This is a genomic window from Archangium sp. (assembly GCF_045802675.1).
In the GTDB taxonomy this organism is placed as follows: domain Bacteria; phylum Myxococcota; class Myxococcia; order Myxococcales; family Myxococcaceae; genus Archangium.
The window spans coordinates 117,527-144,494 of the sequence record NZ_JBJMQO010000052.1; the positions used below are offsets into that span (position 1 = coordinate 117,527).

Annotated in this window: 14 protein-coding genes; 4 read left to right on the forward strand and 10 right to left on the reverse strand. The window is 72.2% G+C overall.

Annotation, left to right across the window (positions count from 1 at the left end; translation table 11 throughout):
* Positions 1-78 precede the first annotated feature (78 nt).
* From ACJ8AN_RS15960 to ACJ8AN_RS15975, 4 genes are all read left to right on the forward strand, one after another.
* Positions 79-1,938: a two-component system sensor histidine kinase NtrB gene (locus ACJ8AN_RS15960; RefSeq protein WP_407756215.1), complete on the forward strand. Its 1,860-nt coding sequence runs from the start codon at positions 79-81 to the stop codon at positions 1,936-1,938.
* The gene (locus ACJ8AN_RS15965; RefSeq protein WP_407756216.1) at positions 1,935-3,284 is read left to right on the forward strand and encodes an ATP-binding protein; all 1,350 of its coding nucleotides are present in this window, start codon (positions 1,935-1,937) and stop codon (positions 3,282-3,284) included. The genes ACJ8AN_RS15960 and ACJ8AN_RS15965 overlap by 4 nt, the downstream gene beginning before the upstream one ends.
* Before the next feature lie 3 nt (positions 3,285-3,287).
* Entirely contained in the window at positions 3,288-3,782 is a 495-nt protein-coding gene (locus ACJ8AN_RS15970; protein WP_407756217.1) for an N-acetyltransferase family protein, read from the forward strand.
* 259 nt (positions 3,783-4,041) lie between these two features.
* Entirely contained in the window at positions 4,042-6,162 is a 2,121-nt protein-coding gene (locus tag ACJ8AN_RS15975) for an alkaline phosphatase D family protein (protein WP_407756218.1), read from the forward strand.
* A 12-nt stretch (positions 6,163-6,174) separates the two neighbouring features.
* Here ACJ8AN_RS15975 and ACJ8AN_RS15980 read toward each other — a convergent pair whose 3' ends face one another.
* The 10 genes from ACJ8AN_RS15980 to ACJ8AN_RS16025 form a co-directional block, all read right to left on the reverse strand.
* Positions 6,175-6,915: a hypothetical protein gene (locus ACJ8AN_RS15980; RefSeq protein ID WP_407756219.1), complete on the reverse strand. Its 741-nt coding sequence runs from the start codon at positions 6,913-6,915 to the stop codon at positions 6,175-6,177.
* 2 nt (positions 6,916-6,917) lie between these two features.
* Entirely contained in the window at positions 6,918-8,168 is a 1,251-nt protein-coding gene (locus tag ACJ8AN_RS15985) for an oxygenase MpaB family protein (protein ID WP_407756220.1), read from the reverse strand.
* A gap of 90 nt (positions 8,169-8,258) precedes the next feature.
* Complete coding sequence (locus ACJ8AN_RS15990) at positions 8,259-12,281, reverse strand: AAA family ATPase (protein ID WP_407756221.1); 4,023 nt, start codon at positions 12,279-12,281, stop codon at positions 8,259-8,261.
* Positions 12,282-12,513: 232 nt separating this feature from the next.
* Entirely contained in the window at positions 12,514-13,140 is a 627-nt protein-coding gene (locus ACJ8AN_RS15995; protein WP_407756222.1) for a TetR/AcrR family transcriptional regulator, read from the reverse strand.
* Positions 13,137-14,477, reverse strand: coding sequence for a cytochrome P450 (locus ACJ8AN_RS16000; RefSeq protein ID WP_407756223.1), 1,341 nt, complete (start codon positions 14,475-14,477; stop codon positions 13,137-13,139). Before ACJ8AN_RS16000 ends, ACJ8AN_RS15995 begins: the two co-directional genes overlap by 4 nt.
* Positions 14,478-14,600: 123 nt before the next feature.
* Positions 14,601-16,025: a reverse transcriptase family protein gene (locus ACJ8AN_RS16005; protein ID WP_407756224.1), complete on the reverse strand. Its 1,425-nt coding sequence runs from the start codon at positions 16,023-16,025 to the stop codon at positions 14,601-14,603.
* A gap of 413 nt (positions 16,026-16,438) precedes the next feature.
* Entirely contained in the window at positions 16,439-17,167 is a 729-nt protein-coding gene (locus ACJ8AN_RS16010) for an immunity 52 family protein (RefSeq protein WP_407756225.1), read from the reverse strand.
* Positions 17,168-17,179: 12 nt separating this feature from the next.
* Complete coding sequence (locus ACJ8AN_RS16015) at positions 17,180-18,559, reverse strand: Tox-REase-5 domain-containing protein (RefSeq protein WP_407756226.1); 1,380 nt, start codon at positions 18,557-18,559, stop codon at positions 17,180-17,182.
* 28 nt (positions 18,560-18,587) lie between these two features.
* On the reverse strand, positions 18,588-20,432 hold the full coding sequence (locus ACJ8AN_RS16020; protein WP_407756227.1) for an SWIM zinc finger family protein: 1,845 nt from the start codon (positions 20,430-20,432) through the stop codon (positions 18,588-18,590).
* Positions 20,429-26,944: a HEAT repeat domain-containing protein gene (locus tag ACJ8AN_RS16025; RefSeq protein ID WP_407756228.1), complete on the reverse strand. Its 6,516-nt coding sequence runs from the start codon at positions 26,942-26,944 to the stop codon at positions 20,429-20,431. The genes ACJ8AN_RS16020 and ACJ8AN_RS16025 overlap by 4 nt, the downstream gene beginning before the upstream one ends.
* Between the last annotated feature and the right edge of the window lie 24 nt (positions 26,945-26,968).

Below are 26,968 nucleotides of genomic sequence, written 5' to 3' on the forward strand. Positions count from 1 at the left end.
GCGCGGTTGTGGGGAGAGAGCGCCCGTTTCATGTCGAGCATTTCCACCAGGGTCGCGGGAGCACAGGGGGCTGGCGGGTTGGAGCCGTCGGGTCGGGGGCTCGCGCGCGCGAGCGTGACGGCGCGGCTGCTGTCCCGGCTGGACACGTTCCTCTCCGGCTCCCTGCGCCAGTCCGCCGCCGAGGAGCTCGGCCGCTGCCGCACGGTGGTGGGGGCGTGCCTGCTGCTGATGCTGGCGGCCGCCGTGCTCCTCGTCTACGCGCCGAGCACGCCCAACCCGCGCGCCGTGGGCACCATGTCCGTGGGCCTCCTGGTGGGCCTGGGGGGCGCGCTGGCGACGCTGCGCCGGGGGAGCTCGAGCCGGACCGCGGCGCGGCTGCTGTGCACCGTGCTGACGGCCGGGGTGCTCGGCATCGCGCTGCGCACGCACGAGACGAGCGTGGCCCTGCATCCCATCTGGATGCTGCTGCCCGTGCTGTCGCTCTACCTGCTGGGGCCGCGCGGCAGCCTGCCCTTCGTGGCGGTGGGGGCGGGGAGCGTGGGGCTGGTGCTGCCGCTGTGGCACGGGTGGCTCTTCCCCGACTGGTTTCGCGGGGGCTTCGCCGCGCTGGTGATGCTGATGGCCTGGGGGCTGAGCTGGCTGCTGATCGCCTCGCGCGACCAGACGGGCACGGCGCTGGTGCGGGCGCTGCGCACGCTGCGCGAGAGCGAGGCCAAGCTGTCGAGCCTGCTGGAGAACACGGAGGACGTCGTGTGCTCCGTGGACGCCGAGGGGCGGCTGATCGCCGCCAACTCGGCGCTCGAGGAGATGTACCGGGAAATCATCGGGGTGCGGCTCGAGTCCGGGGCGCAGCTGTTCCCCGAGCAGGCCCCGGAGTCGCTGCGCCGGCGCTGGCGCGAGTGCACCGCGCAGGTGCTCTCCGGCAAGCGGGTGCGCTTCGAGGCCTCGCCCTCGCGGCTCAAGCGGCCGCGGGTGTTGGACATCTCCGTCAACCCGGTGCACGACCTGACGGGCCGGGTGGTGGGGATGACGGTGTTCGGCCGGGACATCACGGACCGCAAGGAGGCCGAGGCGCGGCTGGGGGAGATGCACCGCAGCCTGCTGGACGTGTCGCGCCAGGCGGGCATGGCGGAGATGGCCACCGGCGTGCTGCACAACGTGGGCAACGCGCTCAACAGCGTGAACGTGTCCGTCAACGTCCTGTCCGAGCGGCTGCACCAGTCGCGGCTGGCGGGCCTGCGGAAGGCCACGGAGCTGATGGGCGCGAACGCGCAGGACCTGGGCGGCTTCTTCACCCGCGACCCGAGGGGCCAGCAGCTGCCGGCCTACCTCCAGGCGCTCACCCACCAGCTCACCGGGGAGCGCTCGGAGCTGCTGGAGGAGGTGCACACGCTGCAGAAGAGCGTGGAGCACATCAAGAACGTGGTGAGCATGCAGCAGGAGACCGCGCGCTTCTCGGGGGTGGTGGAGCGGCTGGAGGTGACGGAGCTGCTGGACGACGCGCTGCGCCTGCACGCGGTGGCCTTCGAGCGGCTGGGCATCCAGGTGAAGCGCGAGTACACCGACGTGCCCCTGGTGCGGGTGGACCGGCACAAGCTGCTCCAGATCCTCCTCAACCTGATGAGCAACGCGCGCCACGCGCTGCTGGAGAGCGGGCGGCCGGACAAGCTGCTCGTCATCCGGGTGGAGCGCATGGTGACCGGGCGGTTGCGCATCGCGGTGGTGGACAACGGGGTGGGCATCTCCCCGGACGACGCCCCGCGCCTGTTCAGCCAGGGTTTCACCACGAAGAAGGACGGCCATGGGTTCGGCCTTCACATCAGCGCATTGGCGGCGGCGGAGATGGACGCGTTCCTCTCCTGCACGAGCGAAGGCCGCGGCCAGGGTGCTACCTTTACGATTGATCTGCCCATCTCGGGCGAGGAGAGCAGGGCATGAGCGCCCCGACCGTAGCCAACCGCCGGATTCTCGTGGTGGATGACAACCAGGCCATCCACCAGGACTTCCGCAAGATTCTGTGCGCGCCCCCGGCGAGCACCGCGCTGGACGCGATGGAGGCGGCGCTCTTCGGAGGGGCGTCGGCGGCGCCCGTGGACTCGGGCTTCGAGGTGGACTCGGCCTACCAGGGCGAGGAGGGCGTGTCCCGGGTGAAGGAGGCGGTGGCGGCGGGAAGGCCGTACGCGCTGGCCTTCGTGGACATCCGCATGCCCCCGGGCATCGACGGGGTGGAGACGGCCCAGCGGCTGTGGAAGGAGGACGAGGACCTGCAGGTGGTGCTCTGCTCGGCCTACTCCGACTACTCGTGGGAGGAGATGACGCAGCGGCTGGGCATCAGCCAGCGCCTGCTGATTCTGCGCAAGCCCTTCGACAACATCGAGGTGCGGCAGCTGGCGCACGCGCTCACCGAGAAGTGGGAGCTGTTGCGCCAGAGCCACCGGCGGATGGAGGACCTGCAGCGCGAGGTGGAGGAGTGGACGCGCGAGCTGGCGGTCGCCAACGACAGGCTGCGCAAGGAGATGGAGGACCGGGCGAAGCTGGAGGTGCGCCTGGTACAGGCCCAGCGGCTCGAGGCGCTCGGACGGCTGTCGGCGGGGCTGGCGCACGAAATCAACAACCCGTTGAGCGTCATCATGGCGAGCGTGGGCTTCATCCGCTCGGAGCTGGACGACCAGGCGAAGGCCGGGCGGCCGGTGGACCCGGGCGAGCTGAGCGAGGTGTGCTCGGACGCGCTGATTGGGGCGGACCGGATTCTGCGCATCGTGAATGACTTCCGGCTCTTCTCGCGGCTGGACGGGCAGCCGCCCACGCGGGTGGATTTGCGCGAGGTGCTGGACCATGCGCTGAGCGGCGCCAGCTACAACCTGGGGCCCAAGACGCAGGTGGTGCGCGACTACCAGGACGTGCCGGCGGTGCACGGCAACGAGCAGGGACTGGAGCAGGTGTTCCTGGGCCTGCTGACCAACGCGGGCTACGCGGTGCAGGGCATGGCCGAGCCGCGGGTGAGCATCATCGCCCGCCAGCGGGAGGACGGCTGGGTGGTGGTGGAGGTGAAGGACAACGGGGTGGGCATCGCCAAGGAGCACCAGGGCCGCATCTTCGATCCGTTCTTCACCACCAAGCCGCCGGGCACGGGCACGGGCCTCGGCCTGTCCATCTGCTACGGCATCGTCTCCGGGCTGGGCGGCACCATCGAGGTGGACAGCGCGCCGGGCCAGGGCGCCATCTTCCGGGTGAAGCTGCCGAGGTCCGCGGAGATGGCGGCCACCTCGCTGTCGGGGCCGTAGGACATGCCCGTCTCCCTCCGTCCCGCGCGCCTCGAGGACGCGCCCGCGTTGGGCCGCATGGGTGCGGCGCTCGTGCGGCTGCACCACGCGTACGACTCCCGGCGCTTCATGACGCCCGAGGAGGACCTGGAGTCCGGCTACCGCTGGTGGCTGTCGCGGGAGCTCAAGCGTCAGGGCGCGGTGGTGCTGGTGGCGGAGCGGGACGGAGCGGTGGTGGGCTACGTCTACGCCACCGTGGAGGGGAAGGACTGGAACGCGCTGCTCGACGCGCACGGCCAGCTGCACGACATCTGGGTGGACGAGCCGGCGCGGGGCGCTGGCGTGGGCGCGCTGCTCGCCGAGGAGCTGCTGCGGCGGATGCGGGCCCGGGGCGTGCCGCGCGTGCTGTTGATGACGGCGACGCGGAACGAGGCGGCCCAGCGGCTCTTCACCCGGCTCGGCTGGCGCAACACCATGGTGGAGATGACGCGCGAGCTGGACGACTCCGAGCAGGAGTAGCCCTCCGGCGCGAGCCCAGGCGCCGGGGAGGACCTTCCGGTTCGAGTTCGTGTGAACTGGTACGACCATCGGACCAGTTGGGAAAAAACGCGCCCGGGAGGGGGCTGGCTCCGTACCGTGCTGGGAAGTGGACGCTCCCGGCGGCCCGCGTGCCCGGCGGAGGACACGCTGCCCCGGAGTCGCAGAAGCGTAGCCGTGAGCGCTCCGTACCCTCCTGCGCCCCGGGTTCCCCTGGCCCGGCCCGACGCGGAGGAGTCCCTTGTCCCAGCCCCTGCACCGCCGCACCGTCCTGCAGTGCATCGTCGCCGCGGCGGCGAGCACCGCCCTCGGCTGCCATGATGAAGAGTCGCCCGTGGAGGAGGGGCAGGCGTACTTCCCCCAGTCGGTGGCCTCGGGAGAGCCGCGCGAGGGCAGCGTGGTGCTGTGGACGCGCGCGGTGGACCCCGAGCACCCGCGCTCGGATGTCGTGCTCACCCTCCAGGTCGCGATGGATGCGGACTTCACGCTCCTCGTGGTGCAGCTCCGGGGACTGCGCGTCCCGTCCGAGCACGACCACACGCTCAAGGTGAAGGTGACGAACCTCGCGCCGCGCACGGACTACTACTACCGCTTCCTCGTCGAGAAGAAGGGCAGGCGTCTGGCCTCGCGCACGGGCCGCACCCGCACCGCTCCCGCCGCTGGCGCGGGAGTGCCCGTGCGCTTCGTCGTGGCCAACTGCCAGGACTTCCGCGGGCGCTACTACAACACCTGGCAGCACCTGCTGCAGCTCGACGAGGACCTCGACTTCATCCTGTTCATCGGCGACTACATCTACGAGGCTGACTCCTCGGCCGTCCCCTCGCCAGACCCCGCGCGCAACGTGAGCTTCACCGACCCGGGCTCCGCCATGCCGAGAGACCTCGGGGGAGGGCGCACCGAGCTCGTCGCCCACTCGCTGTCCAACTACCGTGACCTCTACCGCACCTACCGCTCGGATCTCTTCCTCCAGCAGGTGCACGAGCGCTACCCGTTCATCCTCACCTGGGACGACCACGAGTTCTCCGATGACTGCTGGGACGCGCACGCCACGTACACCAACGGGCGCGCCGACGAGCTAGAGCCCGGCCGCCGGCGCAACGCGGAGCTCGCCTTCTTCGAGTACCAGCCCATCGACGTCACCGACGCCCCCCCGGGTGCCATCGACGTGAGGAACGTGCCGCGCTACCCGGACACGCGCATCTGGCGCGACTTCGTCTTCGGCGGCCACCTGCGGCTGTTCGTCGCCGACTACCGCACCCACCGGCCGGACCATCTCATCCCCGAGGATGCCTACCCCGCCACGGTGGCCATGGACGCGGTGGTGCTCGGCTCGCTGGGCCTCTCGGGGGCCTTCGCATCGGACACCTTCGCGTACGTGGACATCGGTGAGTTCCCCGCGCAGCAGGCCGTGCTGCAAGGGGCGTACGTGCAGCTCGCGGTGGCGGCGGGGTTGACGGCGGCGGAGGCGGCGAAGCGGGCCTCGGAGGCGGTGAAGGGCAACCTCGCGCTGGCCTACGTCAACCCGGTGCTGGTGGGGGCGGCACAACCCGGAGCCGGCCCCATCGACCCTGCGGGCAGGCCGCGCGGACTGGCCTTCGTGCACCTGGGGAAGACGGAGCTGTTCACCCGCGTGGGCTCGCGCTACGTCGTCATCAAGGACACCTTCGACGTCTACGCGGCCTGGCGCTACGGCACCTCGGGGCACGCGGCGGAGGACGCGCTCGGCGAGGCCCAGGAGGCAGCGCTGCTGGAGTCCGCGAAGGGCCCCCAGACGTGGAAGGTGGTGGCGAGCTCGGTGTCCCCCACGTCGATGATCTGGGACCTGAGCAACAAGCCGGACGTCGAGCCGCCCTCGGTGCGCAACCGCTACTACTACAGCGTGGACCAGTGGGACGGCTTCCCCGACAAGCGGCGAGAGCTGCTCACCACCCTGAGAGACCTCACCCAGGGCCACGCGCTCTTCGTCGCGGGAGACATCCACGCCTCCTTCGCGTCGGTGGAGCTCGGGGTGCCGGCGCTCACCGCGCCCGCCATCTCCTCGACGGCGGTGCGGGAGGAGGCCGGTACCGAGGTGGAGGCCGCGGGCTTTCCTCCCGGCACGGCCGTCTACCGCTACGTCGTCACCGAGATGGAGGCCACCTTCCGCGAGGCCAACCCCGGCATCGCCTTCGTGGACACCGACGGCCACGGCTTCACGGTGGTGGAGGTGGGGCCCGAGGAGGCACGGGCCTCGTACCACCTGCTGCCGAGCGTTCACGTCCGGGAGGACTTCGCGGGCCGGCCCGAGGAGCTCGCGGCGCTCTTCACCCGCCGCGACTTCCGGATCCAGCCCGGTACCCCCGCGACCATCGACGGGCCGTGAGCCGCCCCGGGCTCAGGCCACCGCGAGGGCCGACTGCCGCGGCGCGAGCTCCGGCTCCTGCGACGTCGCCCTCGCCGCCTTCGTCACCATGTAGATGTAGAGGCAGTCGAACACGAAGATGGAGAGGCACAGGAAGGTGAGGAAGTTCAGCCCGCCCAGCCAGTCCTGCGTCTGGCCAATGACGAAGTGGCACTCGATGGAGGTGCCCAGCGTGCCGAGCATCTTGCACCACGCCGCCGGCACCGACAGCCCGCGCCCGCCCTGGTGCCGGCGCGAGAAGTAGAAGAAGACGAAGGTCACGCTCATGACGAGGTTCACCATGAACGCGCCCATCAGCCCCAGCATGTCGTGGTACTGCACGTAGAAGGCATACAGCCCGGAGAGCGAGAGCATCACCGTGCCGGCGATGACGGCATGGTAGTTCTGCTGAATCTCCGGAATCGTCTGCAGCTCACGCCCGTAGCGCAGCAGCTGGTAGACGATGACGAGGTCCACGAAGAACCACACCCGATCGAAGAAGTGCCAGAGCGGCACCGGATTGGGGATGACCCACGAGGCCAGGAACTCCCAGGCCAGGTTCATGCAGATGGCCACCATCGGCAGGCCGTAGGACTTGTCCTTGAAGCACTGCCGGATGATGAAGATGTAGGCGAGAATCCAGAAGGCACAGCCAATCTCGCCCACGATGTTGAACCAGGCGAGCGGATCGAACGGACCGCCGCGGAGCTGCTGAAGCGAAAAGGTCGGGTGCATGCTCAGGCCACCTTCGTGTGGGAGTCGCTGCGTCCGGCCTGGGCGGCCGCCGCCAGGTTGCGGGCCTCGGCCTCGGACCGGCGCCGGGCGTTCGCCGCGCGCGGGCCCTGCTCGAGGCGCCACCGGTCCTGCAGGTGGTCGGGAATGTAGAAGGGCGTGCGCTGGCCTCCGCGCTCCACCAGCAGCATCCCCTCGACGATGTCCTTGCTGATGAAGCGCAGCAGCTTCGCCGCGACGAAGGTGTTGTCCCCCACCCAGTCCGTCAGCGCGCTGAGGCCCTTGATGGCCTGGGGGATGATGGCCGTCCAGTCCGGCTTGGGCACCTGCAGCAGGTCCGCCACGTTCATCCCCTGCCACTGGTCCTGGTCGAGGAAGAAGTGAATCATGCTCACCGGCAGCCCATCCAACAGGTCCGGCGTGAGCCCCTGCATGCCCTCGACGAGCGCGGCCGTCATGGCCACGCCCTCCTGCGAGAAGGCCACCTGGCGCTGGCGGATGAGGTAGGTGAGCTCGCGCGCCTCGTCCACGTTGGCGGGAATCAGCCGCTCGTCCACGCCGATGATGCGGCCCACCGCCCGCCACGCGTAGAGCCAGGCCTCCTGCTGCGCGGGGGTGAGCTCGATGTGCAGCGCCTTCATGCCCTCGAGCACCACGTAGGAGAACGTCATCAGCGTGCCGGCCAGGTCCTCCTGGTTGATGGGCTGGCCCAGCTCCCGCGCGTCCCACGGGTGGCGAGGGTCGTGGCGGATCATGTAGCGGATGGCCGCGTGCATCAGCCGCACCTTCTGCGTGGTGCGCACGCCCCGGCCGTCGGGCTCCATGCCGCCCTCGGTCATCACGTCCACCACCATCTGCGCCGTCTCGAAGACGCGGCGGATGGGGCGCTTCTGCAGGAAGCCCGTGCGGTAGAGCACCTGCACGCCCTTGCGCGCCGCGTAGGACGCCGGCAGCGAGTAGAAGCCGAGGATCATCATCACCTCGGGCCCGAACAGCTCGAAGAGCTCCTGGCCCTGGCGCAGCTTCTCCGGGTCCAGCCGGGGCACCGACGCCTGCGTGTGCGCCAGGTACTCCATCACGTAGGGAGGCAGCCGGGCAGAGGGGAGGTCGTCATTCTCGACGAGGGTGCGCATCAGCTGGTTCACCCCGTCCACCTTGCCCTCGGTGAACAGCCTTTCGATGACGGCATCGGCGAGCGGATCCATCTTCGTCCGCAGCTCGTCCATGAAGTCGTGCGTCCAGAGGCCTGGTGCCATGTGAGTGCTCCCGCGGGTCGATGTGATGCGCTCCCCCCTCCCGCTGGCCCTGAAGTGTAGCGAGCGCGTGGCGCGATGCTGTGAAGCGATTCACAGGGCGGAGGATTCCGGTGCCGTCTCAGGTAGGGACTGAACGGGACGCTCCAACACGTCGAGGGCCTGCAACGAGCCCGTAGCACCCAGCCGCTCGAAGATGGCGCGGGCGCGCTCGAGGTGGAGGGCACGGGTGCCCCCGGGGCCGGGCGAGGTGCGCGCCAGCTCGTAGTGGGCGAGGGCCTCGTCGGTGGGCATGCGGTAGGTGCGCCCATGGTCGATGGCACGCTGCCAGAGCGTCCGGGCGCGCTCGGGGCGGCCCGCCAGCCAGGCCCGCGTCCCCTCCAGGCGCGCGGTGCGGCTGAGCGCGGTGGGGTAGAGCCGGCTCACCTTGCTGAGCACCTGGAGCGTCGCGGCGGACAGCTCCCGGGGCTCGGCCTCCGCGGCGCCTCCCGTGCCTCGCGCCTCCTCCCACAGCTCCAGGCTCGCCTGCACCAGCGAGGTGAGGGAGGTGAGGTCGGACCACACCAGCAGGGGGCGCTTGCCCACCATGCGCAGGGCCTCGCGCGCGTGCCGGACGACGCGGGCGTGCTCGCCCTTGCGCCGCGCCACCAGCGCCGCGTTGCAGTGGTAGCGCAGCACCGCGAGGGGGTCCGCGAAGGGCAGCAGCACCTCGGCCTCGCGCAGCCGCTCCACCGCCTCGTCCAGCCGGGAGAGCTGCAGGAGCGTGGGCGCCATCTCCGTGAGGGCCCACATCGCGTTGACGGCGTTGGTGGCCTCGTTGGCCACGCGCAGCATGGACTCGCGCACATACTGGGCGGCGCCCGGCTCGCGCGCCATCTCCAGCCCCATGCCCAGCACCTCCAGGCCCGTGCACATGGTGGAGCGGTCATTGACGCGCCCGGCCGAGGCGATGCCCCTCTCCACCTGGTCCAGGCCCTCCTCCCAGCGGCCGAACGTCAGTTGGTAGGCGCCCTGGACGATGTTGGTGATGGGCGGACACGCGTCCCCCGCGGCGCTGGCGCGGCGGAAGTACCGCTCCGCCAGCCCGTGCATCCGCCCCAGGCCCGCCATGTAGCCCATGGCGTTGTAGGCCACGGCCGCCGGGGTGTAGTCGCGCGCCGCCTCCGCGTGGTTGACGGCCGCGAAGTTGGAGGTCATGTGCTCGAGCATCCGGTCCGCGTAGAAGCTCTGCTCGCCGAGCGTGCTGAAGACGGTGGCGGCGAGCGCCAGCCGCTCGCGCTCCCCAGGCGACCCCGGCTCCGGCAGCCAGCGCCCCAGCGCCATGCGCGAGGCGTGCCGCATCAGCTCCCACGCCAGCCGGACGATCCAGCCCATGCGCGAGGCGGGCATGGAGAAGCCCAGCAGACGCAGCGCTTCACCGCAGTGCGTCCGGCTGAGCTCCGCCTCCCCGAGGACGTAGTACGCGCTGCCCAACCGCGCGTTCCACCGGGCCCGGCGCAATTCGTCCACCCGCTCGGCGCCGCTCGTGGCCAGCTCCAGCGCGCGCTTGAGCAGGGCCACCAGCTCGGCATGGGCCCCGCGCGAGAAGGCGGCCTGCGCGGCCTGCTCCAGGTGCTCCAGCGCCCGCTCGGGCTCCTCCGCCAGCCGCCAGTGGTGCGCCAGCAGCGGTTGGAGCTGCTCGCCCCGCTCCTCCTGCTCGCGCTCGTGCAGCAGCGCCACCGCCCGGTGCAGCTCCCGGCGCTGCGAGAAGGCCATCAGGTGGTAGGCCGCCTCCTGCACCAGCACGTGTTTGAAGGCATACACCGCGCCGTCCGGGGCGTCCTCCTCGCGCCGCACCAGGCCCAGCGCCTCCAGCGCGGCGAGCTGCTCGGGCAGGCTGGCCCTGTCCGCCTCCACCGGGTGCACGGCCCGCAGCCGCTCGAAGGGGAAGGTGCGGCCGAGCACGCTGGCCACCTTCAGGGTGAGCTGCTGCTGGGGCGTGAGCCGGTCGATGCGGCTGGTGAGCAGGCCCTGGATGGTGCCGGGCAGATCCAACCCCATCTTCTCCATCGCCCGCGACACCAGCCGGCACTCGCCGCCCTCGACGAGGAGGTAGCCCGCGTCACGCAGGGCACACGCCAGCTCCTCGCTGAAGAAGGGGTGGCCCTCGGCGCGGTCGCGGATGAAGGCGGCCACTGGGGCGGGCAGGTGGCGCACGCCGAGCCGCCTGCGCACCAGTGACAGCACGTCCTCGTGCGGCATCCGCTCCAGCGACAGGTGCACCGTGCCGGGGGCCTCGCGCAGCGGGTGGTACTCGGGAGGCGCGGACTCGCCCGGGGGACGCAGGGCGAGCACCAGCAGCAGCCGCTTCACCCGCCGCTGCACCGCCAGCGTCAGCTCCCACGAGGACGAGTCCAGCCAGTGCGCGTCCTCGAGCACCACCACCCGCGGCGCCTCCGCGGTGGACTCGTCGAGCAGTTGCACCAGCAGCTCGCGCGTGTTGGCGCCGCGCAGGGTGGCGGACATGTTGCGCACCACGTCGTTTTCCGGCACCGCCACCGGCAGCACGCCCTCGAGCAGCGGCGCCCAGGCCTCGCGCTCGGGCCAGGCCCGCAGCCGCTCCAGCACGTGCGCGGTGCGCGAGGCCTCGTCCGGCAGCGCCTCCAGCCCCAGCAGGCGCGAGAGCACCGGGCGCCACCCATGGTAGGCCGACGAGCGCTCCACCGCCGTGCCCGCGCCCCGCGCCAGGGACAGCCCCAGCGCCCGCGCCCGCTCCAGCACCTCGCCCACCAGCACGGACTTGCCGATGCCCGCCTCGCCCTCGAGCAGCACCGTGCCGCCCACGCCCCGCTCCGCCAGCGTCCGCACCCCCGCGACGAGCCGCGCGCGCTCCTCCTGCCGGCCCACCACCACCTGCGTGTTCCGCGCCTCGGCCTCCACGCCCGCGGGGCTCTCCTCGGGGCGGTATACCGGTACGGGGCCCGTAATCCCCTTCATCGGCAGCGGCGGGAGCGTCTCGAAGCGCTGCCTCGAGGAGGCCAGGCGCAGCGTGGTGCTGTCGCAGAGCACGTCGCCCTTCGCCGCCTGCATCAGCCGCGCGGCCAGGTTCACCGTGTGGCCCACCATCACGTACTCGCGCCGCGTGGCCCCGCTCGTGGTGCCGCAGAAGACGCGCCCGGTGGCCAGCCCCAGGCTGTGGCGCATGTCCATCGCCCGCAGCGCCGCCCGCAGGTCCAACGCCGTGCGCACCGCCCGCGCCGGGTCGTCCTCGTGCGACAGCGGCGGCAGCCCGAAGGCCGCCACCACCACCACGCCCTTGTCGTCCACCACCACCTGGTTGACGCTGCCCTCGTAGCGGAAGAGCACCGCCTGCACCGTGCGCAGCGCGCGCTGCAACTCCTCGGGCCGCTGCCCGGCGGCGAGCTCCCGCTCCCCCAGGTTGATGAACATCACCGTGACGGTGCGGAACTCGGAGAGCCACTGGCCGTGCCCGGCCTCCAGCCGGTGCTTCACCACCAGCGGCAGGTAGGCGTGCAGCGCCGGCTCCAGCTCCGGCGTCGGCTCCAGCGGGTACACCTCGGGCAGCGGCTCGGGCGGCATCGTCCCCAGCTTCCAGCCCGCCGCGCCGCGCGCCTCGCCCTGGGCTCCCTCCAGCAGGCACCAGGCGTTCGGGCCGAGGATGATGTCGCCCGGCTGCGCCGCGTGCTCGGCCTGGGCCATCTCCAGCAGCGGCTCGCCCGAGGCGAGGAAGTCCCAGCGCCCCTTCTCGCCGCCCACGTCGGAGAGCCGCACCGTCCCGGCGCCAATGCCCACCTTCAGCCGCAGCGCCTCGCCGTCCACCGGCTCGCTTCCCGCGATGAGGGCCTGCGCCGCCTGGGCGCACCGGGCCGCCAGCCGCACCGCGCGCGACAGCTCGCCCCCCGGCTCCACCGGCCACAGCGCCACCAGCGCGTCCCCGGCGAAGCGCAGCACGTCTCCTCCGTGCGCGGCGATGGTGCCGATGAGCCGCGAGAAGCACGCGTCGAGGATTCCCCGCAGGCGCTCGGCTCCCGAGGGGCCACTCTTCTCCAGCGTCTCGGCCAGCGAGGTGAAACCCGTCAGGTCGGCGAAGAGCACCGCGCCCTGTTGCTCGCGCACGGCCCCCTCTCGCGGGCGCGTGGCGTCTTCCAGGAGGGCGCGCACCAATGAGCGGGGCAGAAATGCCGCCAGTGCGTGCTGCCTCGAAGGGGAATTCATGCCAGGGCCACCGCCGCCGGGAGGGGGGTCCGGGGCGGGAGTGGCTCATTCGTAGCAGATGGTTGCCGCTCCAGCCACCTCGTGGCCGGGCACGGGAGAGCAGGCAGGCGAGCGGGTTCTGGCTTCCTGAATCCTAAGAGCGCGCTCCCCTGGTTTTCTCCGCCGGGCGTGAACGGGCTTCGCGCCCGGTGCGGATTCCGTCCAGCATCACCCCCAACATGCCGGGGAGGACCTGCTCGGCCGTCATCCCCAGCTCCCCCAGGACATCCGGCCGCATCACCTGGTCCACCAGCGTGAGCACCATGCGGATGAGCAGCCGCGGCTCCACGTCCGCGCGCAGGGCGCCGGCCTTCACCCCCTGGGCGATGAGTCCCCCGAAGTTGGCCTGCACCGCCGCGCGCCGCACCTCCAGCAGCCGCTGCCACAGCGCCGGAGCGTCCCGCTGCAAATCCCTCAGCACCGGGCCCGCGCGCGCGTAGCGGCCCGCCAGCACCTTCACGAAGCCGTGGAAGCGCTCGGCGAAGTCCCGCCGCTCGTCCCCGGCCACGCGCGCGAGCTCCTCGCCGATGCGCGCGAAGCTGGCCACGATGGCCGCCTCGCCCAGCTCCTCCTTGCTGGAGAAGTGGCGGTAGAGCGTCTTCTTGCTCATCCGCAGCTCGGCGGCGAGCTCATCCATCGTCACCCGCGAGTAGCCATGCGTGAGGAAGAACTCCTCGGCCTTCTCGAGGATGCGCGCGCGGGCCTCGTCCGCCTCGCTCATGCGAGCGCCCCGTGCCGGGGCCCCTCGTACACCAGCCCCACGCCGCCGCCGGGGCCGAGGGTGATGTTGCGGCGCACCGGGCGCTCGGGCTCGGGGCTCGCGAGCGAGAAGCGGTGCGCGGCCAGCAGCGTGCCCAGGGCGATGCGCATCTCGTACAGCGCGAAGGCCGCGCCGATGCAGCGCCGCGCTCCGCCGCCGAAGGGCAGGTACTCGAAGGGCGAGTACTTGCGCTCGAGGAAGCGCTCGGGACGGAAGCGCTCGGGTTCGGGGTAGAGCACCGGATCCATGTGCGCCACGCAGATGGCGGCCATGACGCCAGTGCCGGGGGGCAGCTCGCGCCCGCGCAGGGTGAAGGGCGCCAGGGTGCGGCGGCCCACCACCGGCACCACGGGGTACAGGCGCAGCGCCTCGTCGCACACCGCGCCGAGGTACGGCAGCTTCGCGAGCACCTCCGGCTCGGGCTCCGCGCCCAGGGGCGAGAGCTCCTCGAGCAGCCGCTCGAGCGTCTCGGGCTGGTGGTGCAGGTGGTGGAGCGCCCAGGCCATGCCGATGGCCGTGGTCTCATGGCCCGCGAGCAGCAGGGTGCGCAGCTCGTCCTTGAGCTCCGCGTCCGCCATGGGCTGGCCCTCCTCGTCCCGTGCGCCGAGCAGCAGGCTGAGGATGTCGATGTGGCCCTCCGCGTGTCCGCGCCGCGTGGCGAGCTCCTCGGTGAGCAACCCGTCCAGCTCCGTCACGTAGCGCTGGAAGCGCGCCCAGGGGCCCATGCCGCCGAACGAGCGGCGCAGGGGTTTGGCCGCCATGAGCAGGGGCGTATAGGACTCCATGTAGGCCGTCAGCACTTCGCGGTAGCGCCGCATGCGCTCGGGCTCGTCGATGCCGAAGACGGCGCGGATGATGACGTCGAGGGAGATGTCCTGGGTGACGTCCTGCGCGCGGAAGGTGCCGCCAGGGCGCAGGGAGCCGGCCGCGCGCAGGGTGACGTCGCGCATGAGCAGGCCGTAGGCGCGCATGCGCTCGCCGTGGAAGGGGGGCATGAGCAGCTTGCGCTCGCGCTTGTGGCGCGGGCCGCCCATGAGCAGCAGCGAGTTGTCCCCCAGGGCGGGCGCGAGAATCAGCTGGCCGAGCGGCTCGAAGACAGTGGGGTCGGCGCTGAAGATGTCGCGGATGCCCTCGGGGTCCGCGGTGATGACCACGTCGCCCACCGGCAGCGGCGCGGTGAAGGGGTCCCCGTAGCGCGAGCGGCAGTCGGAGAGGAAGCCCGCGGTGTTCTTGAGGAAGCGGAACGTCTGCAGGGGCTTGAGGTAGCGGGGCCCGGGCGGCAGCTGCGGGGTGGACATGGCACGTCCTCCAGGAGGCGAGCGGCGGAAACCCTGGAAACCCTATGCGTTTCCGGAGTTTCCGGCAACCCGTGGCTGCCTGCTCGTTTGGGGACTGGCGCGTGCGTCAGGGGGAGTCGGGCTTCACGCCCCGCGCTTCTCCAGCACGGCAATGCGCTCGAGGAACGCGCGGCCCTTCGCGGGGTCCGTCATGTGGATGAAGGCGGCCATGCCCTTGAGCTGCTCGAGCGTCTCGCCCTCCTTGCCCGGCTTGCCCTTCTCCCGGTTGTGCAGCGCCGCTCGCAACTGGCGCATCACCTCGCGCGGCACGCGCGCTCCCGGCTGGCCCTTCGGCGCCTCGTTCACCACCAGCCCCGTCACCACCTGCCGGTTCCCCGGACGCATCACCCGCGTCTTGTCCGGGTGCACCCGGAAGCCCTCCGCCTCCAGCACCTTCTCCACCCGGGCAATCAGTACCGACACCGGCGCTTCCGTCTTCCCCCGGCTCCGGCGCCAGGAGAACGTCATGTCGTCCGCGTAGCGCGTGTACGCGAAGCCCAGCCGCCTCGACAGCGCCGACAGCCGCTTGTCCAGGCGCAGGCACAGCGCGTTCGTGATTCCCGGCGACGTCGGCGCTCCCTGCGGCAGCGCTCGCGGCCCCTTCGCCACGTACAGCGTCTTGCCGCGGAACTGCACCACCTCGCGCGGCGCCTCGGTGGCCATCAGCGCCAGCAGCGTCGCCGTGCCCTCCGCCAGCCCGCCCTTGCGCAAGAGGCCCTTCACCCGCTGCCACGTGACGGACGGGAAGAAGTCCTTGACGTCCATCTTCACCACCACGTCCGCGCCCTTGTGCGCCAGCGCGTTGGTGACGATGGAGCGCCCCGCCACGAAGCCGTGCGCCGCGCCGTGCACCGGCAGCCGCTCGACGACGTTCGCCAGCACCCAGCGCTGCGCCTGCTTCAGCTCCTTCTTCGGCGAGGTGATGGTCCGCTTTCCACCGTCCCGCTTGGGAATCTCCCAGCTGCGGTAGTGCGTCCCCGTGTCCACCTCGCGGTGGTACGTGAACCAGCGCAGCCTCGCCACGCTCAGCCCCAGCGCCTTCGCCAGCGTCTGCGCCGACTCGAGCTCCGGCAGCCCGTTCGCCTTCGCCCGCTCCTCGCGGTCCTTCAGGTCGAACTTGTCCGGGCCCCCCGTCTCCTCCCAATGCACCCCCGCGCCCAGGTGGTTGATGTGCGTGGTGCGCCACGCCTCCCACGCCAGACGCTGGAGCGCACGGCGCTCGGCGGCCTCGGCCTTCTTCTTCTCCTTCCAGGCCGTCTTCTCCTTCTCGGAGAGTCCGCTCGGGTCCTCGTGCTCGGGCGCGAGCCCCCTGGCCTTCAGCTCGGCCTCGACCCAGGCCTTCTGGCCGCCAGCCTCTTCAATCGCCTTCCAACGGGCGAGCCGCGCCTGCTCCTCGCGCTGGGCGACTTCGCGCTGGGCCACCACGTTGGCCGAAGGAGTGGAGGGGGCGGGGGCGGGCACCACCACGGGGGCCGCGGCGGGAACGAACGTCTCGAGCTTCGCGGTCATCACGGCACCTCGGGTGTGGCGAGGAGGCGTCTGGGGGGAGGGGGCTGCGCGAGCGGTCGAGAGAGGCCTGGAACCACCACCTGCTCACCTGGGGCACGGTAGCCTCACCGGCTCTCCCTGGTACGGGGGCTCCGGCCGCCTGGGGAAACGGCGGTTGCGTCGTTGGCTCAGCTCCCCGGGCGGCCGGAGCCCCCGTACCAGGAGAGAGCCAAGAACAGGCTACCTTGCGGAGAGTGTCCTGCATTGCTTCCAGAGCGGCGCAGCGCCGCTCCCGCGCTCGAGGCGCGAAGGCTGATGCTTTCCGGACCTCTCTCGACCACTCGCGCTACCTGGCGCGTCTGCCGTGCTTCGTCGCGTCCACCCCTCCTGTTGGGATTTCTACACCATCCCGTGGGCCGAGTCGATGAAGGGCATCAGGTCTCCCATGGTCTCAGCGGCGTGAGCAGCCCGGCCTGCGCGAGGCGCTCGGCCACGTCGCGTGCCAACTCCACGTGGGCGGGGTTGGAGGCTGTGAATCGCTCGGGGGTGAGGATGACGAGCGTGCCCTTGTCCTCCACGGGCTCGACCTGGATGGGCGCGGGCAGGGGCGGCAGCGAGCCGCGGCGGTGGGAGAAGTACATGAGCCAGCCGACGAAGGTGCCGGCCTTGCTGGAGTCCGACACCAGTTGCCGATGCTCGTCGGAAGTAGCGACACCCCACTCGGGCTCGAAGGCTACGGCCATGGCGCGCAGTATCCGGGCGAGCACGGGGGCCTGGAGCACGCGCTGCTGGGCGGGGCCTTCCTCTGGTGGGTGGTACAGGCACAAGTTGGAGACCCAGACGGATGCATCTCCGCAGAGGATGGAGAGGCTGCTCGCCGCTTCGTGGATCTCCCCATTCCAGCCCCGCAGAGAGAATCCGTCGTCGGCGAGGCGTCCTTCCTTCTGCGCTTGCTGGGTGAACATCTCCGAGAGACTCGCCGCATCGGACGCAATGCGATGCTTCAGAGCCGCTTTCAGGGTTCGGCCTTTTCTGAACCATTTTGCGAGGCTCGGGTCGCATGAGGCCAGCAGGCGGAAGAAGGACTCAGCACGCTGAGCACAGGCCTCGGCCGATTCCCGCCGTGCCAGCCAGTAGGCACCCACATAATAGGTTTCTCTCATTCGAGTGAGTCCTCACTGTGCTGGGGGAGGGATGACCTTGATGCTGTCGAGGGTGTTCTCCTCGAATAGCCTTCTCATGAGGTCAGACACTTCCCGCTCAGCGAAATGCCACTGGATGGGAGTGCTTCCGGCTGCCTTGAGCTGTCTCTTGGCCTGATCAATCATCTCCTCGGCGCCTTCGAACCACGGCTTGCCATGCATCTTCTGGAGGAGCTTCTTGTAGCCGGGCCCTTTGACCTCGAGCAGCACGCCGTTCTGGAAGCCATCGAAGTCCACATAGTCCTTGGGCCCGGGGCCCGTGCGGACCCGGTAGACCCAGCCCTCGGGAGCGCCCGTCATCTGGGACTGGTAGCGCCGGGCTTCGTCGCTCATGCGCTCCAGCTTCTTCGTCCATTGGCCGGGGCCCGCGGGAGGCGGGGGCCAGGTGCTGTTGCCTCCGGAGGCACGGCCTCCCTGCGCCATGAGGACGATGGAGACCGAGGCGGCGCCCGCTCCGACCACGGCCGTCACGGCTCCGGCTGGCACCGCCACCTCGTGCACCACCAGCGCGCCCCGGGCAGACACGGTGAGCACGGGTAGCCGAGAGGCCGAGGCCAATCGCGGACCCACCGCGCTCGCGCCCCCCTGGAGCGTCAGCACGTGGGTGAGCAGTCTCGCCGTCTCGCGTAGCTGGTCTTCCCGGTTCATCGCCCCGAAGCGGGCGAGGTACTCGGGAGAGCTCGCGATGAGGCCGGATACCGCCGAGGGCAGTTGGGCCAGTCCCTCCAGTGTGCGCACCGGATGGGTGATGAGAGCCGCCAGGCCCCTGGCCATTTCCTCCAACGCGTCCTCCGCGCCCAGCAGAGCGGCGGTCGCGGGGTCTCGTCCCAGGGGCCGTTCGCCCGCGGGAGGGCCCTCCTGCTTGCGCAGGGCTTCGTCCACGGCGAAGAAGACGCCCCCCTCATCGAGGTAGAAGGCGCCCACGCGCAGACCCTGCACGTACAACTCACCCCCTCGCAGGGTCGGGCGCCCCAGGTCGGCCATGGGTCTGCCGGTGAGCGCCACGGCGCCGTAGCCATCGGGCCGCACCACGACCAGTTGGCGGAAGCGCCCGGTCCGCGCGAGCAACTCAGCGTAGCTCAGGGGTTGTCCGGTGCCGAAGGCCTCGTGTAACAGCCGAGCCAGTACGGTACGGGGAGCGAAGGTTCGCGGGGTGGCGGGGCTGTCCAGCAGGCCGCGCCATAGGGCCTCGGCCTTGCCAGCAGTGAGGGGCTGGCCCGGAGGCAGCCAGGTGGACTCCGGTAATCCAGTGTGCCGCAAGAGCACCTGGACCTCATCGGCCTCGGCGGCGAACGCACTGGAGGCCAGCAACAGCACGAGGGCCAGGAGCGCGGAGAGGGTCGGAAATCTCATGGCTCCTGGCTCGTGCCGTGCCCGCTCGCTACACCGTCCCGCCCACCGAGTCGATGAAGCCCTCGGCCGCCAGTGACTCCAGGCGCGTGAAATAGGCCGTGCGCGCCTCCGAGTCCGTGTCGAACCACAGCCGCTGGTGGCGCTGCTCGCCCAGGCGCGGGCCCCACTCCACCGACACCAGCTTGCCGTCCAGCGACACGCGGTACACCTGCTCCTGGCCCGACTCGTCGCGCCGCACGTACGAGCGCGTCTCGGCGCGGATGAGCGCCCGGCCCTTCGGCGTCTGCCGCAGCGCCTCCTCCTGCACCCGCTGCCGCGCGTACGCGAGCCGCAGCGCAATCATGTGCTCGCACGGGCCCTCGCGCAGCCCCGAGCGCCGGTAGTGCGGGCAGCCGCAGTTCGCCTCGCGCACCCGGCCCTCCAAATCCAGGAGGAAGCCGGGGAAGAAGCTGCGCACCGCCTCGCGGTCCACCACCTCGCCGCTCAGCCGCGTGCCCACGCCCACCACCTCGTGCACCTTGGTGAGCTTCACCTCGCCCGCTCCCGCGCCGCCGTCTCCCAGCAGCCGGTGCGCCCGCTCCTCGCGCTCGTTGCCGTAGCGGATGACGGCCTCGTCCACCGGCGTGGAGAGCAGCTCGCGCGGCCGGTAGGTCCCCTTCGCAATGTCATACAAGACACGCCCGCGCAGGCACTCGAGCTGCAGCGCTCCGCGCACCGCGTCCTTCGGCGCATCCGTGCCCGAGGCCAGTTCCTCGAAAGTCTTCGGGCCCTCCTTGCGCAGCCGGGTGCGAAGCTTCTCCGCGAGCCCGTCCGGCACCGCGCGCGGCATGAGCGCATCGAAGGCCGCCGCGCTGGACCAGCCGCTCTCCGTCCACCCGGTGAGCGCCAGCGTCAGCGTGGCCGGCCCCAGGTCCATCACCCAGAACACCGGCAGCCCCGGCCCGAGCATCTGCACGCGCACGCCCTGCGCATGGGGCAGGAGCCTCGCGAGCGCCGCCAGCCGCTGCCGTCCGAAGGTGCGCACCACCGCGGGCGTGCTGCCCTGGTACTTCGGCCCGTGGCACTCGAGCACCAGCTCCCACGGCTCCAGCACCAGTCTCGGCTGCGCGCCGGGGACGAGCTCGAAGCGCAGCGCGCGCGGCGCCTTCTTCGCCTTCCGGGTGCGCAGCGCGAAGAGCAGGTTGTACAAATCAATCGGCGCGAGCGTGCAGGTGCTCGCGGGCAGCGTGGCGGCGGACTGCACCTGGAGGAAGCCGCGCAGCCAGGCGTGGGGCACCTCCACGTTGCGAGCGGGACGGGCCTCGGCGCCGCGCGCGGGCAGGGCCACGTGGGCCTCCAGCGACACCGGCACGTAGGTGCGCAGCCGGTCCACCTTGGCCAGCAGGTCCGCCGGCACGTCCAGGAAGGTGGAGCCGTGCGCGGCCTCGCGGCCCTCGAAGAGCGAGTTGTCGAAGGACAGGCGTGCGTACGCGCTCTCGTCGCGGGAGAATACCTCCAGCGACACCTGGTCCGGATCCACCGTGAGCACCGGATCCAACACCGCGTCCGCCTTCTGCTCGCCCTCGAGCGACTGCTCCAGGAAGGCCTTCTGCGCCTCCCAGATCTGGGCGGTGGCGCGCTTGCCCTGCTTCATCAGGTAGGCGAGGTACGCGGTGCGGTCCTTGCCCCGGTAGCGCAAGTCGGAGGAGAGGATGCCGAGCGCGGCGGCGAGCGCATCCCGGAAGAGCGCGGGCTCGCGGACCCGGCCGCGCACGCCCACGGTGCCCCGCGAGCCCTCGAGGGCCAGCAGGAGGCGCGAGGCGTCGGCGCCCGTGTCCACGTCACTCGTGGTGGCGTAGCGCAGCTCGACGGCGTGGGTGGTGGCGGTGCTCACGACGGGCTCCCTTCCTTCGTCCGGGCGCGCTCGGCGGCGCGGAGTGCTCGTTTGTGGGCGCGGTAGGCGGCCTTCCGCAGCTCCACGGACTGGTTCTTGTCGAAGGCCTGGCCGCGCAGCAGCTCCGCGGCCTCGGTTCCGCCCAGGCGGCCCAGCGCGGCCCATGCATCCTGCCGCACCTGCTCGTCCTTGTTCGTGGCCAGCGGGCGCAGCGGCTCCAGCTCCTTGCCCGCCAGCACCGAGGGCAGTGCCATGCGGCGGGCGTCGGACGAGGCGAGCTGCCTGGCACTGCGCACCGCTCCTCCCGCGGGGCCCGTGGCCACCGGGTCGAACGGCTGCACCGCGAGCGCCCACTCGGCGGCGCGCTCGGGGGCGATGCCCGCGAGGGCGGTGGTGGCGGCCTCACGCACCTCGGCGTCCGGGTCGGACAGCGCGGCTCGCAGGGCCTCGGGGGCGGTGTTCAGCCGGCCCAGTGCCCGGGCCGCTTCGAGGCGCACTCTCGCCGGAGCCTTGGCCTCACCGCCCTGGAGGATGTCCTTCGCGGCCTTGGCCAGCTCGCTCACGCCCAGGCGCGAGCCCGCCCACAGCAACCGGGCCCACGCGTTGGCGAGGGGCTCGCGCTTGGGCTCGGGCATGGAGGCCCACTCGGTGGCGGTGCGGCGCTCGGCGGTGGTGACGGCGCGGCCCAGCGTGGCCCTGTCTTCCGCCGACCAGGCCCGGGCCGGCTCCTGCTCACCCGTGCGTGCGCCCACCAGCCACGCGGCTTCCTCGCGCGCCGAGGGCTTCTCGTGGCCGAGCAGCATGGCCAGCGCTCCGGCGGGCAGCGACGCGCGCCGCACGAGTCCCCGGCGCAGCCGCTGCCGCAGCTCCTCCGCCTCCAGCGTGGCCAGACGCGGCAGGAGCAGCATCGGGTCCGCCTCGGTGGCGAGGTAGCTGGCGGCGGGCTCGGAGATGTCCTCCTGCTCGCTGGCCACGGCGAGGAACTCCACCCGGACGCGGTCCTTGGGGAAGAGCGCGTCGAGCGCCTTGCGCGCCGCCATCCGCAGGTCATCGTCCCAGTCGTCCAGCACCGAGGCCAGGGCGCCCTCGGCCGCGACGTCTCCCAGCTTGCCGAGCTCCTGGGCCGCGGCGGTGCGCACCTCGTTGCCGGTGCCGCCGTCGTCACGCAGGAGCGTCTCCAACCGGGAGCGGGCGCGCTCGCCGCCGATGTAGCGCAGGCCCCGGACGCCGGCCTTCTGCGACTCGTCGTCCTTGGCCTCCAGCGCGGCGAGCTCCACCTTCTCCTCGGCGCGGCGTCTGTCCTCACCCTCGGGCAGCTTCGGCGCGAGCCGGCCCAGGCCCTCGAGGGCCGCGGCCACCATGCTCGTCTCCACCGGGGCCTCGGGCGTGCCACCGGCCGCCACCTGCTCCAGCTCGGACAGGGCGCGCGCGTCTCCCAGCGTGCCGAGGGCCAGCAGGGCGCGCTCGCGCTCTCCCTCCTCGCCCGCGCGTACGTACAGCAGCAGCGGGCGCAGGGCACTGGTGCGGCCTCGCGAGGCCACGCCCTCGGCGGCGGGGAGCATCAGCTCGCGAGTCCCGCCACGCAGCACCTCCTCGAGGGGCTCCACCTTCGCGCCCTTGTGGATGACGCGCGAGGCGTAGCGCGCCACCGACTCCATGCGCACCGTCACGTCCCGGTCCGCGAAGAGGCCGGTGAGCAGCTCGTCCTGGCCCACGTCATCGCCCTGCTCCAGCTCGGTGGCGGCGGCCTTGCGCACCATCGGGTCCGCGTTGCGCACTGCCGCGCGGAGGAAGCGCACGGCGAGGGCCGCGTCGCGCTTCGGCTCGTCCTTCTCGTCCCGCTCGTCCTTCTTGGGCGGGGTGGCCACGTCCATGGCCGCTTCCACGCAGGCCAGACGCACGGGATTGCTCTCGTCGTCGAGCTGCCGTGCCAGCGCGTCCACGGCCTCGGGGCGGCGGGTGCGGCCGAGGGCCTTCACCAGGGCGAGGCGCTCGGTGGCATCCGTGGCGGTGCGCAGCCGGGCGGCGAGCGCTCCCACCGCGGCAACCGAGCCGAGCCGCGGCAGGGCCTCCTGGGCGCGCTTCACGGCGGCGGCGTTCTCCGAGCGCAGGAAGGCGGCGAGCACCTCCACGGCCCGGTCATCCTGGCGCCAGGCGAGCAGCTCGGCGGCGCGCAGGCGCAGGTCCTCGTGCTCGCTGCCCGCGGCGCGGCCGAGGGCCTCGGTGACGCGTGCGTCGTTGGCTCCGGCGAGGCGCTCGATGACGCCCACGCGCAGATCCGCGTGCTCGCTGCCGAGCGCGGCCAGCAGCGGCTCCAGGCTGCCCGGAGGGCTGAGGCGCTCGAGCAGCTCGAAGGCGTACTTGCGCACGTCGGCCAGGGGCGAGTTGAGCGCGGCGGAGATGCGGCCCTTGGCGGATTCTCCCCGGGCGGCGAGCTCATCCAGCGCGGCGCGGGCCACGTCCGGAGAGAGCGAGGCCAGGGCGAGCGACAGCGGCTCGTCGGAGCCCGAGGGATACAGCTCCTTGAGTCCGGCCAGCGCCGCCTTGCGCACGAGCTGGTGGGGGTCTTCGAGGGCGCGCAGGAGGGCGGCCACGGCGGCGGGCGTGCCGGCATGGCCCTCCTGGGTGAGCTTCACCACGCGGTCCACGGCGTCGCGGCGGACGCGGTGGCCCTCGTCGTCACCCGAGGACACCTGGCGCAACAGGCCCACGTACGCACCGAAGGCGAGCCGGCGCAGGTGTTGCTTCTCGGCGGAGACGAGCGCCTCGGGCGAGGGCTCGGCGGTGGCGGCCTTGCCGGTGCCGGTGGAGAAGAGGCGGCGCAGCCAGTTGCGCGCGGGCTTCTCCTCCACGGGGCGCGACTGCGTGACGGGCGACGTCTCGGGCTTCCACGGCGCTTCGAGCGAGCGCGGGCGGGCCACCTTCGCGGCCTCGCGGAAGTAGTCGAGCGGCTTGTGACGCAGCTGGAGCACCTGGGCCGCGGCGTAGCGCTGCTCGGGCACGTCGCTGGCGAGGGCCTCGGCGAGTCCCACCATGCGGCGGGCGCGCTCGTCCTCGGCGGGCCAGTCCTTCATGTCGCCGGCCTTCTCGGGGCGGGGCGGTTGCAGCACCTCCACCAGGTGGGCGTGCGAGGCCTCCGTCTCGGTGCGCAGCTCCAGCGCGCGGGCGGCGGCGTAGCGCACCTCGGGCCGTCCGCTGGAGAGGGCGCTGGTGAGCAGGTCGGGCGGCTCGCCCCGGCGCGAGGCGCGCAAGTCGCGGGCGAGGATGATGGCGAAGACGGTCTCCTGCACCTCGCGGGCCCTGTCCTCCAGGCCGTGCAAGAGGCCACTGTCCCCGTCCGGGCCGAGCGCCGCGAAGGAGAGGATGGCGCCGATGCGGATGGGCTGGTGCTCGTGGCGCAGGTTGCCGGTGAGGACGGGCAGGGCGCGCGTGTCCCCGAGGCGCGACAGGCCATCCGCGGCCCACGAGCGCACGGCGACATCCGCGTGCCCGAGCGCGTCCAGCAGGTAGCCCTCGTCTCCCCGGCGGCTGGCGGTGGCGAGCCCGCGGGCGGCCTGCTCGCGCACCTCGCCCGCGTCGTCCTTGAGGAGCGTGGTGGCGAAGAAGGACAGCAGCCGGCGCGAGCCCAGGGTGGCCAGGGCCGTGGCCGCGCGGTGGCGCAGCGGCGCGAGGAAGGCCGCCGGGTAGAGGCGCTGCAACTCCTTGTCGGTGAGGAGGTTGCGCATCGGCTCGATGATGTCCTCGGCGCCGCGGGCGGCGAGCAACTCCGCCGCGCGCACCTTGAGCGGCAGCTCGCTGGAGCCGAGGCCCGCGAGCAGGGGCCCGTTCTCGTCCTTGATGAGCTTGTCGAGCGCCTCGATGGCGGCGAGGTAGACCTGCGGCTCCTCGGCCAGCAGCAGCTTGAGGAGCGGCGAGCGCATCGTCTCGGCGGGGGCCTGGGTGGAGCTCTTCGCGGCCAGGGCGCGCAGCGACGCGTGCGCCGTGTCGAAGGTTGCGAGGTGCGGCTCCGCCTGCTCCTTGCCCACGTGCTTCACCCACGCCTCGTAGGCGGCCTGGGCCACACCGGCATCGCGGTCACCCACGGTCTTCTTCAGCCGCTCGAGCGCCCAGCCTTCCTTGATGCGGGCGGCGAGCTCGTCCACGGCGCGGCGGCGCAGGTCGGGGAAGCGGCCGGAGAGCGCGCGGTCCAGCGCCTCCTGGGGATTCTTCTCGTTCCAGGCCCAGAGGGTGCGGAAGGCCTCGTCGCGCACCTTGGCGGACTCGTCCTCGAGCGCATCGCCGAGCAGGCGCACGGAGGCCTCGGAGCGCTTGCCCGGGAGCTTCACGAGCCTGTCCAGGCCCCGGACACGCACGTCCTCGAAGGACGAGCGCAGGGCGGCCTCGGCGCTGGAGAGGGGCGCCTCGGTGTCGAGCGTCACCACCGCGTCGAGGGCGGTGGCGCGCACGTCGGCGTTCTCGTCGTCCAGCATCCACACGAGGCGCTCGCGGGCGCGGGCGTCCTGGAGGGCGCGGAGGGCCTCGGTGGACTGGCGGCGGATGGCCGCGTCCGGCTCACGAGAGAGTTGCAGCAGCGCGCCGAGCGCCCGGGCATCCCCGAGCTGCGCGAGGCCCCGAGCCCCACGCACGGCGGTGTCCGCAGTGCGGCAGGCCATGGCGGCGAGCAGCGGCTCCAGATCGGACTCGGTGAGCGTGGCCCCGGCCTTGCCCGTGGCGGGCATGGCGGCGCGAGCGCTACGGGCCTCCTCGTCCGTGGGCGCCTTCGTCCCCGTCTCGCCCGGCTGCGAGCGGCGGGCACGCCAGGCGAGGCGGCGGGCCACTTCGAGGGCAGCGCGGGAGAAGTCCTCGTCCTTCTCCTCCAGCACGTGGGCGAGCGGCCGGCGCTCCAGCACACGCACGGTGAAGGCCACGCGGCGCACCTCGCCGTCCGCGTCATCCAACGCCCGCGCCACCAGGGGCTGCAACTGCGGCGAGCCCAGCCAACCGGCACCCGCGGTGCGGATGAGCACCTCGGCGCGCAGGTGCGCGGGGCCGCGCTCGAAGGCCATTTTCAGCGGCTCGGTGCTGTCCTTGGGGAACACCTGCACCAGCGCGTCCAGCGCCGTCATGGTGACGGCACCGTCGGAGTCCGTCAGCTTGCTGGCGATGAGGCCCGGCACCAGCGGCGAGGCCCCGGAGAGCGCTGCGAGCCGGCGCAGCCCGGCGATGCGCGTGTCCGCATACCGCGAGTCCAGCGCGGCGCGCGGGGCGGCCAGCGGGGACTCCTTCTCCAGCGCGGCGAGCGACTCGAGCGCGGTGAGGCGCACCACCGGGTGCTCGTCGTCGAGCCTCTCGCGCAGCTTCGCGCGGGCCCCGGTGCGGCCGAGCCGGCCCAGCTCCTCGGCGGCCAGCTTGCGCACCTCGTGCTCGCGGTCCGAGGAGAGCATGGCGAGGACGAAGTCGAGCGCCTCGGGCTCCTCGAGGGCGGCGGCCTCGCGCACGGCGGCCTCGCGCTTGGGACGGTTGCCCCGGCGCGACTCCTCCAGCAGCTCGAAGCCATGCGCGAAGGAAGTCGCGTCGGTGGAGGGCTTGCCCTCGGTGTCCAGCTCGAAGCGGCGCACCGTGCGGTCCTCGCCGCCCGCGTAGACGAAGCCGAGCTGCGACTTCGCCTGCCGCGCGCTCACCGGCGGAGCGAAGGCGATGGCATGCACGGGCTTGCTGCCGCAGTCGAGCGTGCGTGGCTTGCGGCGCTCGTCCAGGCGCCACGCCTTCACCTTGCCATCATCTCCGGCGGAGAAGATGCGGTCGGCGGCCTCCTCGCCGCGCTCGGCGGTGGGCGTGGGCGGGAAGAGCAGGGCGAGCACGGCGCCGGTATGGCCCGAGTCCTTGTCGCCGCGCACCTCGCTCTCCACGGCGCCCACGAGGTACCAGATGCGCAGCTTGCCATCGTCCCCGGCGGACACGAGGCGCCCGTCGCGAGGGGTGAAGGCGAGCGCCCGCACCGCGCCCTCGTGGCCGGGCATGTCGCGGCGGGCCCCGTTGGCGAGCGTGAAGGAGCGCACCACGGAGTCATCCCCGCCGCACGCGGCATACGTCCCCGTGGGGTCCACCGCGACGACGCGCAGGGGCTGGGCCGAGGCCTGCCACTCGTGCACGCGCTTGCCCTTGGTGAGCTCCCAGGCGCGCAGGAAGCCATCCGTGCCCACGGTGAAGGCGCGCGTGCCGTCCGCGTTCACGGCGACGGCGGTGCAGGCCCCCTTGTGGGCCTCCTTCACCTCGCGCTGCACGGCCCCGTCCCCGAGCGCGCCGATGCGCACGGCTCCATCCGCGCAGGCGGCGACCCAGCTGTCCCCGGCGAGCGCGAGCCCCAGCACGGCGGCGGGCAGCTCCACGCTCCAGGCCACCTTGTTGGTGGAGGGCTCGTAGGCGGTGAGGCGGCTGAGGGCGGAAGCGCGAGCGCCTCCGACGAGCAGCAGGCGCGCGTTGGCCGCGAGCGCGCGGACCTTCTCGTAATGGCCGATGGCGAGTGAAGCCATACGTCAGAATCCTCCGAGTTCCAC

Bases quoted from the DNA above. Each gene is read 5' to 3' on its own strand.
- ACJ8AN_RS15965 (WP_407756216.1), top strand. From the start codon at position 1,935: ATGAGCGCCCCGACCGTAGCCAACCGCCGGATTCTCGTGGTGGATGAC.
- ACJ8AN_RS15970 (WP_407756217.1), top strand. From the start codon at position 3,288: ATGCCCGTCTCCCTCCGTCCCGCGCGCCTCGAGGACGCGCCCGCGTTG.
- ACJ8AN_RS15980 (WP_407756219.1), bottom strand. From the start codon at position 6,915: ATGCACCCGACCTTTTCGCTTCAGCAGCTCCGCGGCGGTCCGTTCGAT.
- ACJ8AN_RS15985 (WP_407756220.1), bottom strand. From the start codon at position 8,168: ATGGCACCAGGCCTCTGGACGCACGACTTCATGGACGAGCTGCGGACG.
- ACJ8AN_RS15995 (WP_407756222.1), bottom strand. From the start codon at position 13,140: ATGAGCGAGGCGGACGAGGCCCGCGCGCGCATCCTCGAGAAGGCCGAG.
- ACJ8AN_RS16000 (WP_407756223.1), bottom strand. From the start codon at position 14,477: ATGTCCACCCCGCAGCTGCCGCCCGGGCCCCGCTACCTCAAGCCCCTG.
- ACJ8AN_RS16005 (WP_407756224.1), bottom strand. From the start codon at position 16,025: ATGACCGCGAAGCTCGAGACGTTCGTTCCCGCCGCGGCCCCCGTGGTG.
- ACJ8AN_RS16010 (WP_407756225.1), bottom strand. From the start codon at position 17,167: ATGAGAGAAACCTATTATGTGGGTGCCTACTGGCTGGCACGGCGGGAA.
- ACJ8AN_RS16015 (WP_407756226.1), bottom strand. From the start codon at position 18,559: ATGAGATTTCCGACCCTCTCCGCGCTCCTGGCCCTCGTGCTGTTGCTG.
- ACJ8AN_RS16025 (WP_407756228.1), bottom strand. From the start codon at position 26,944: ATGGCTTCACTCGCCATCGGCCATTACGAGAAGGTCCGCGCGCTCGCG.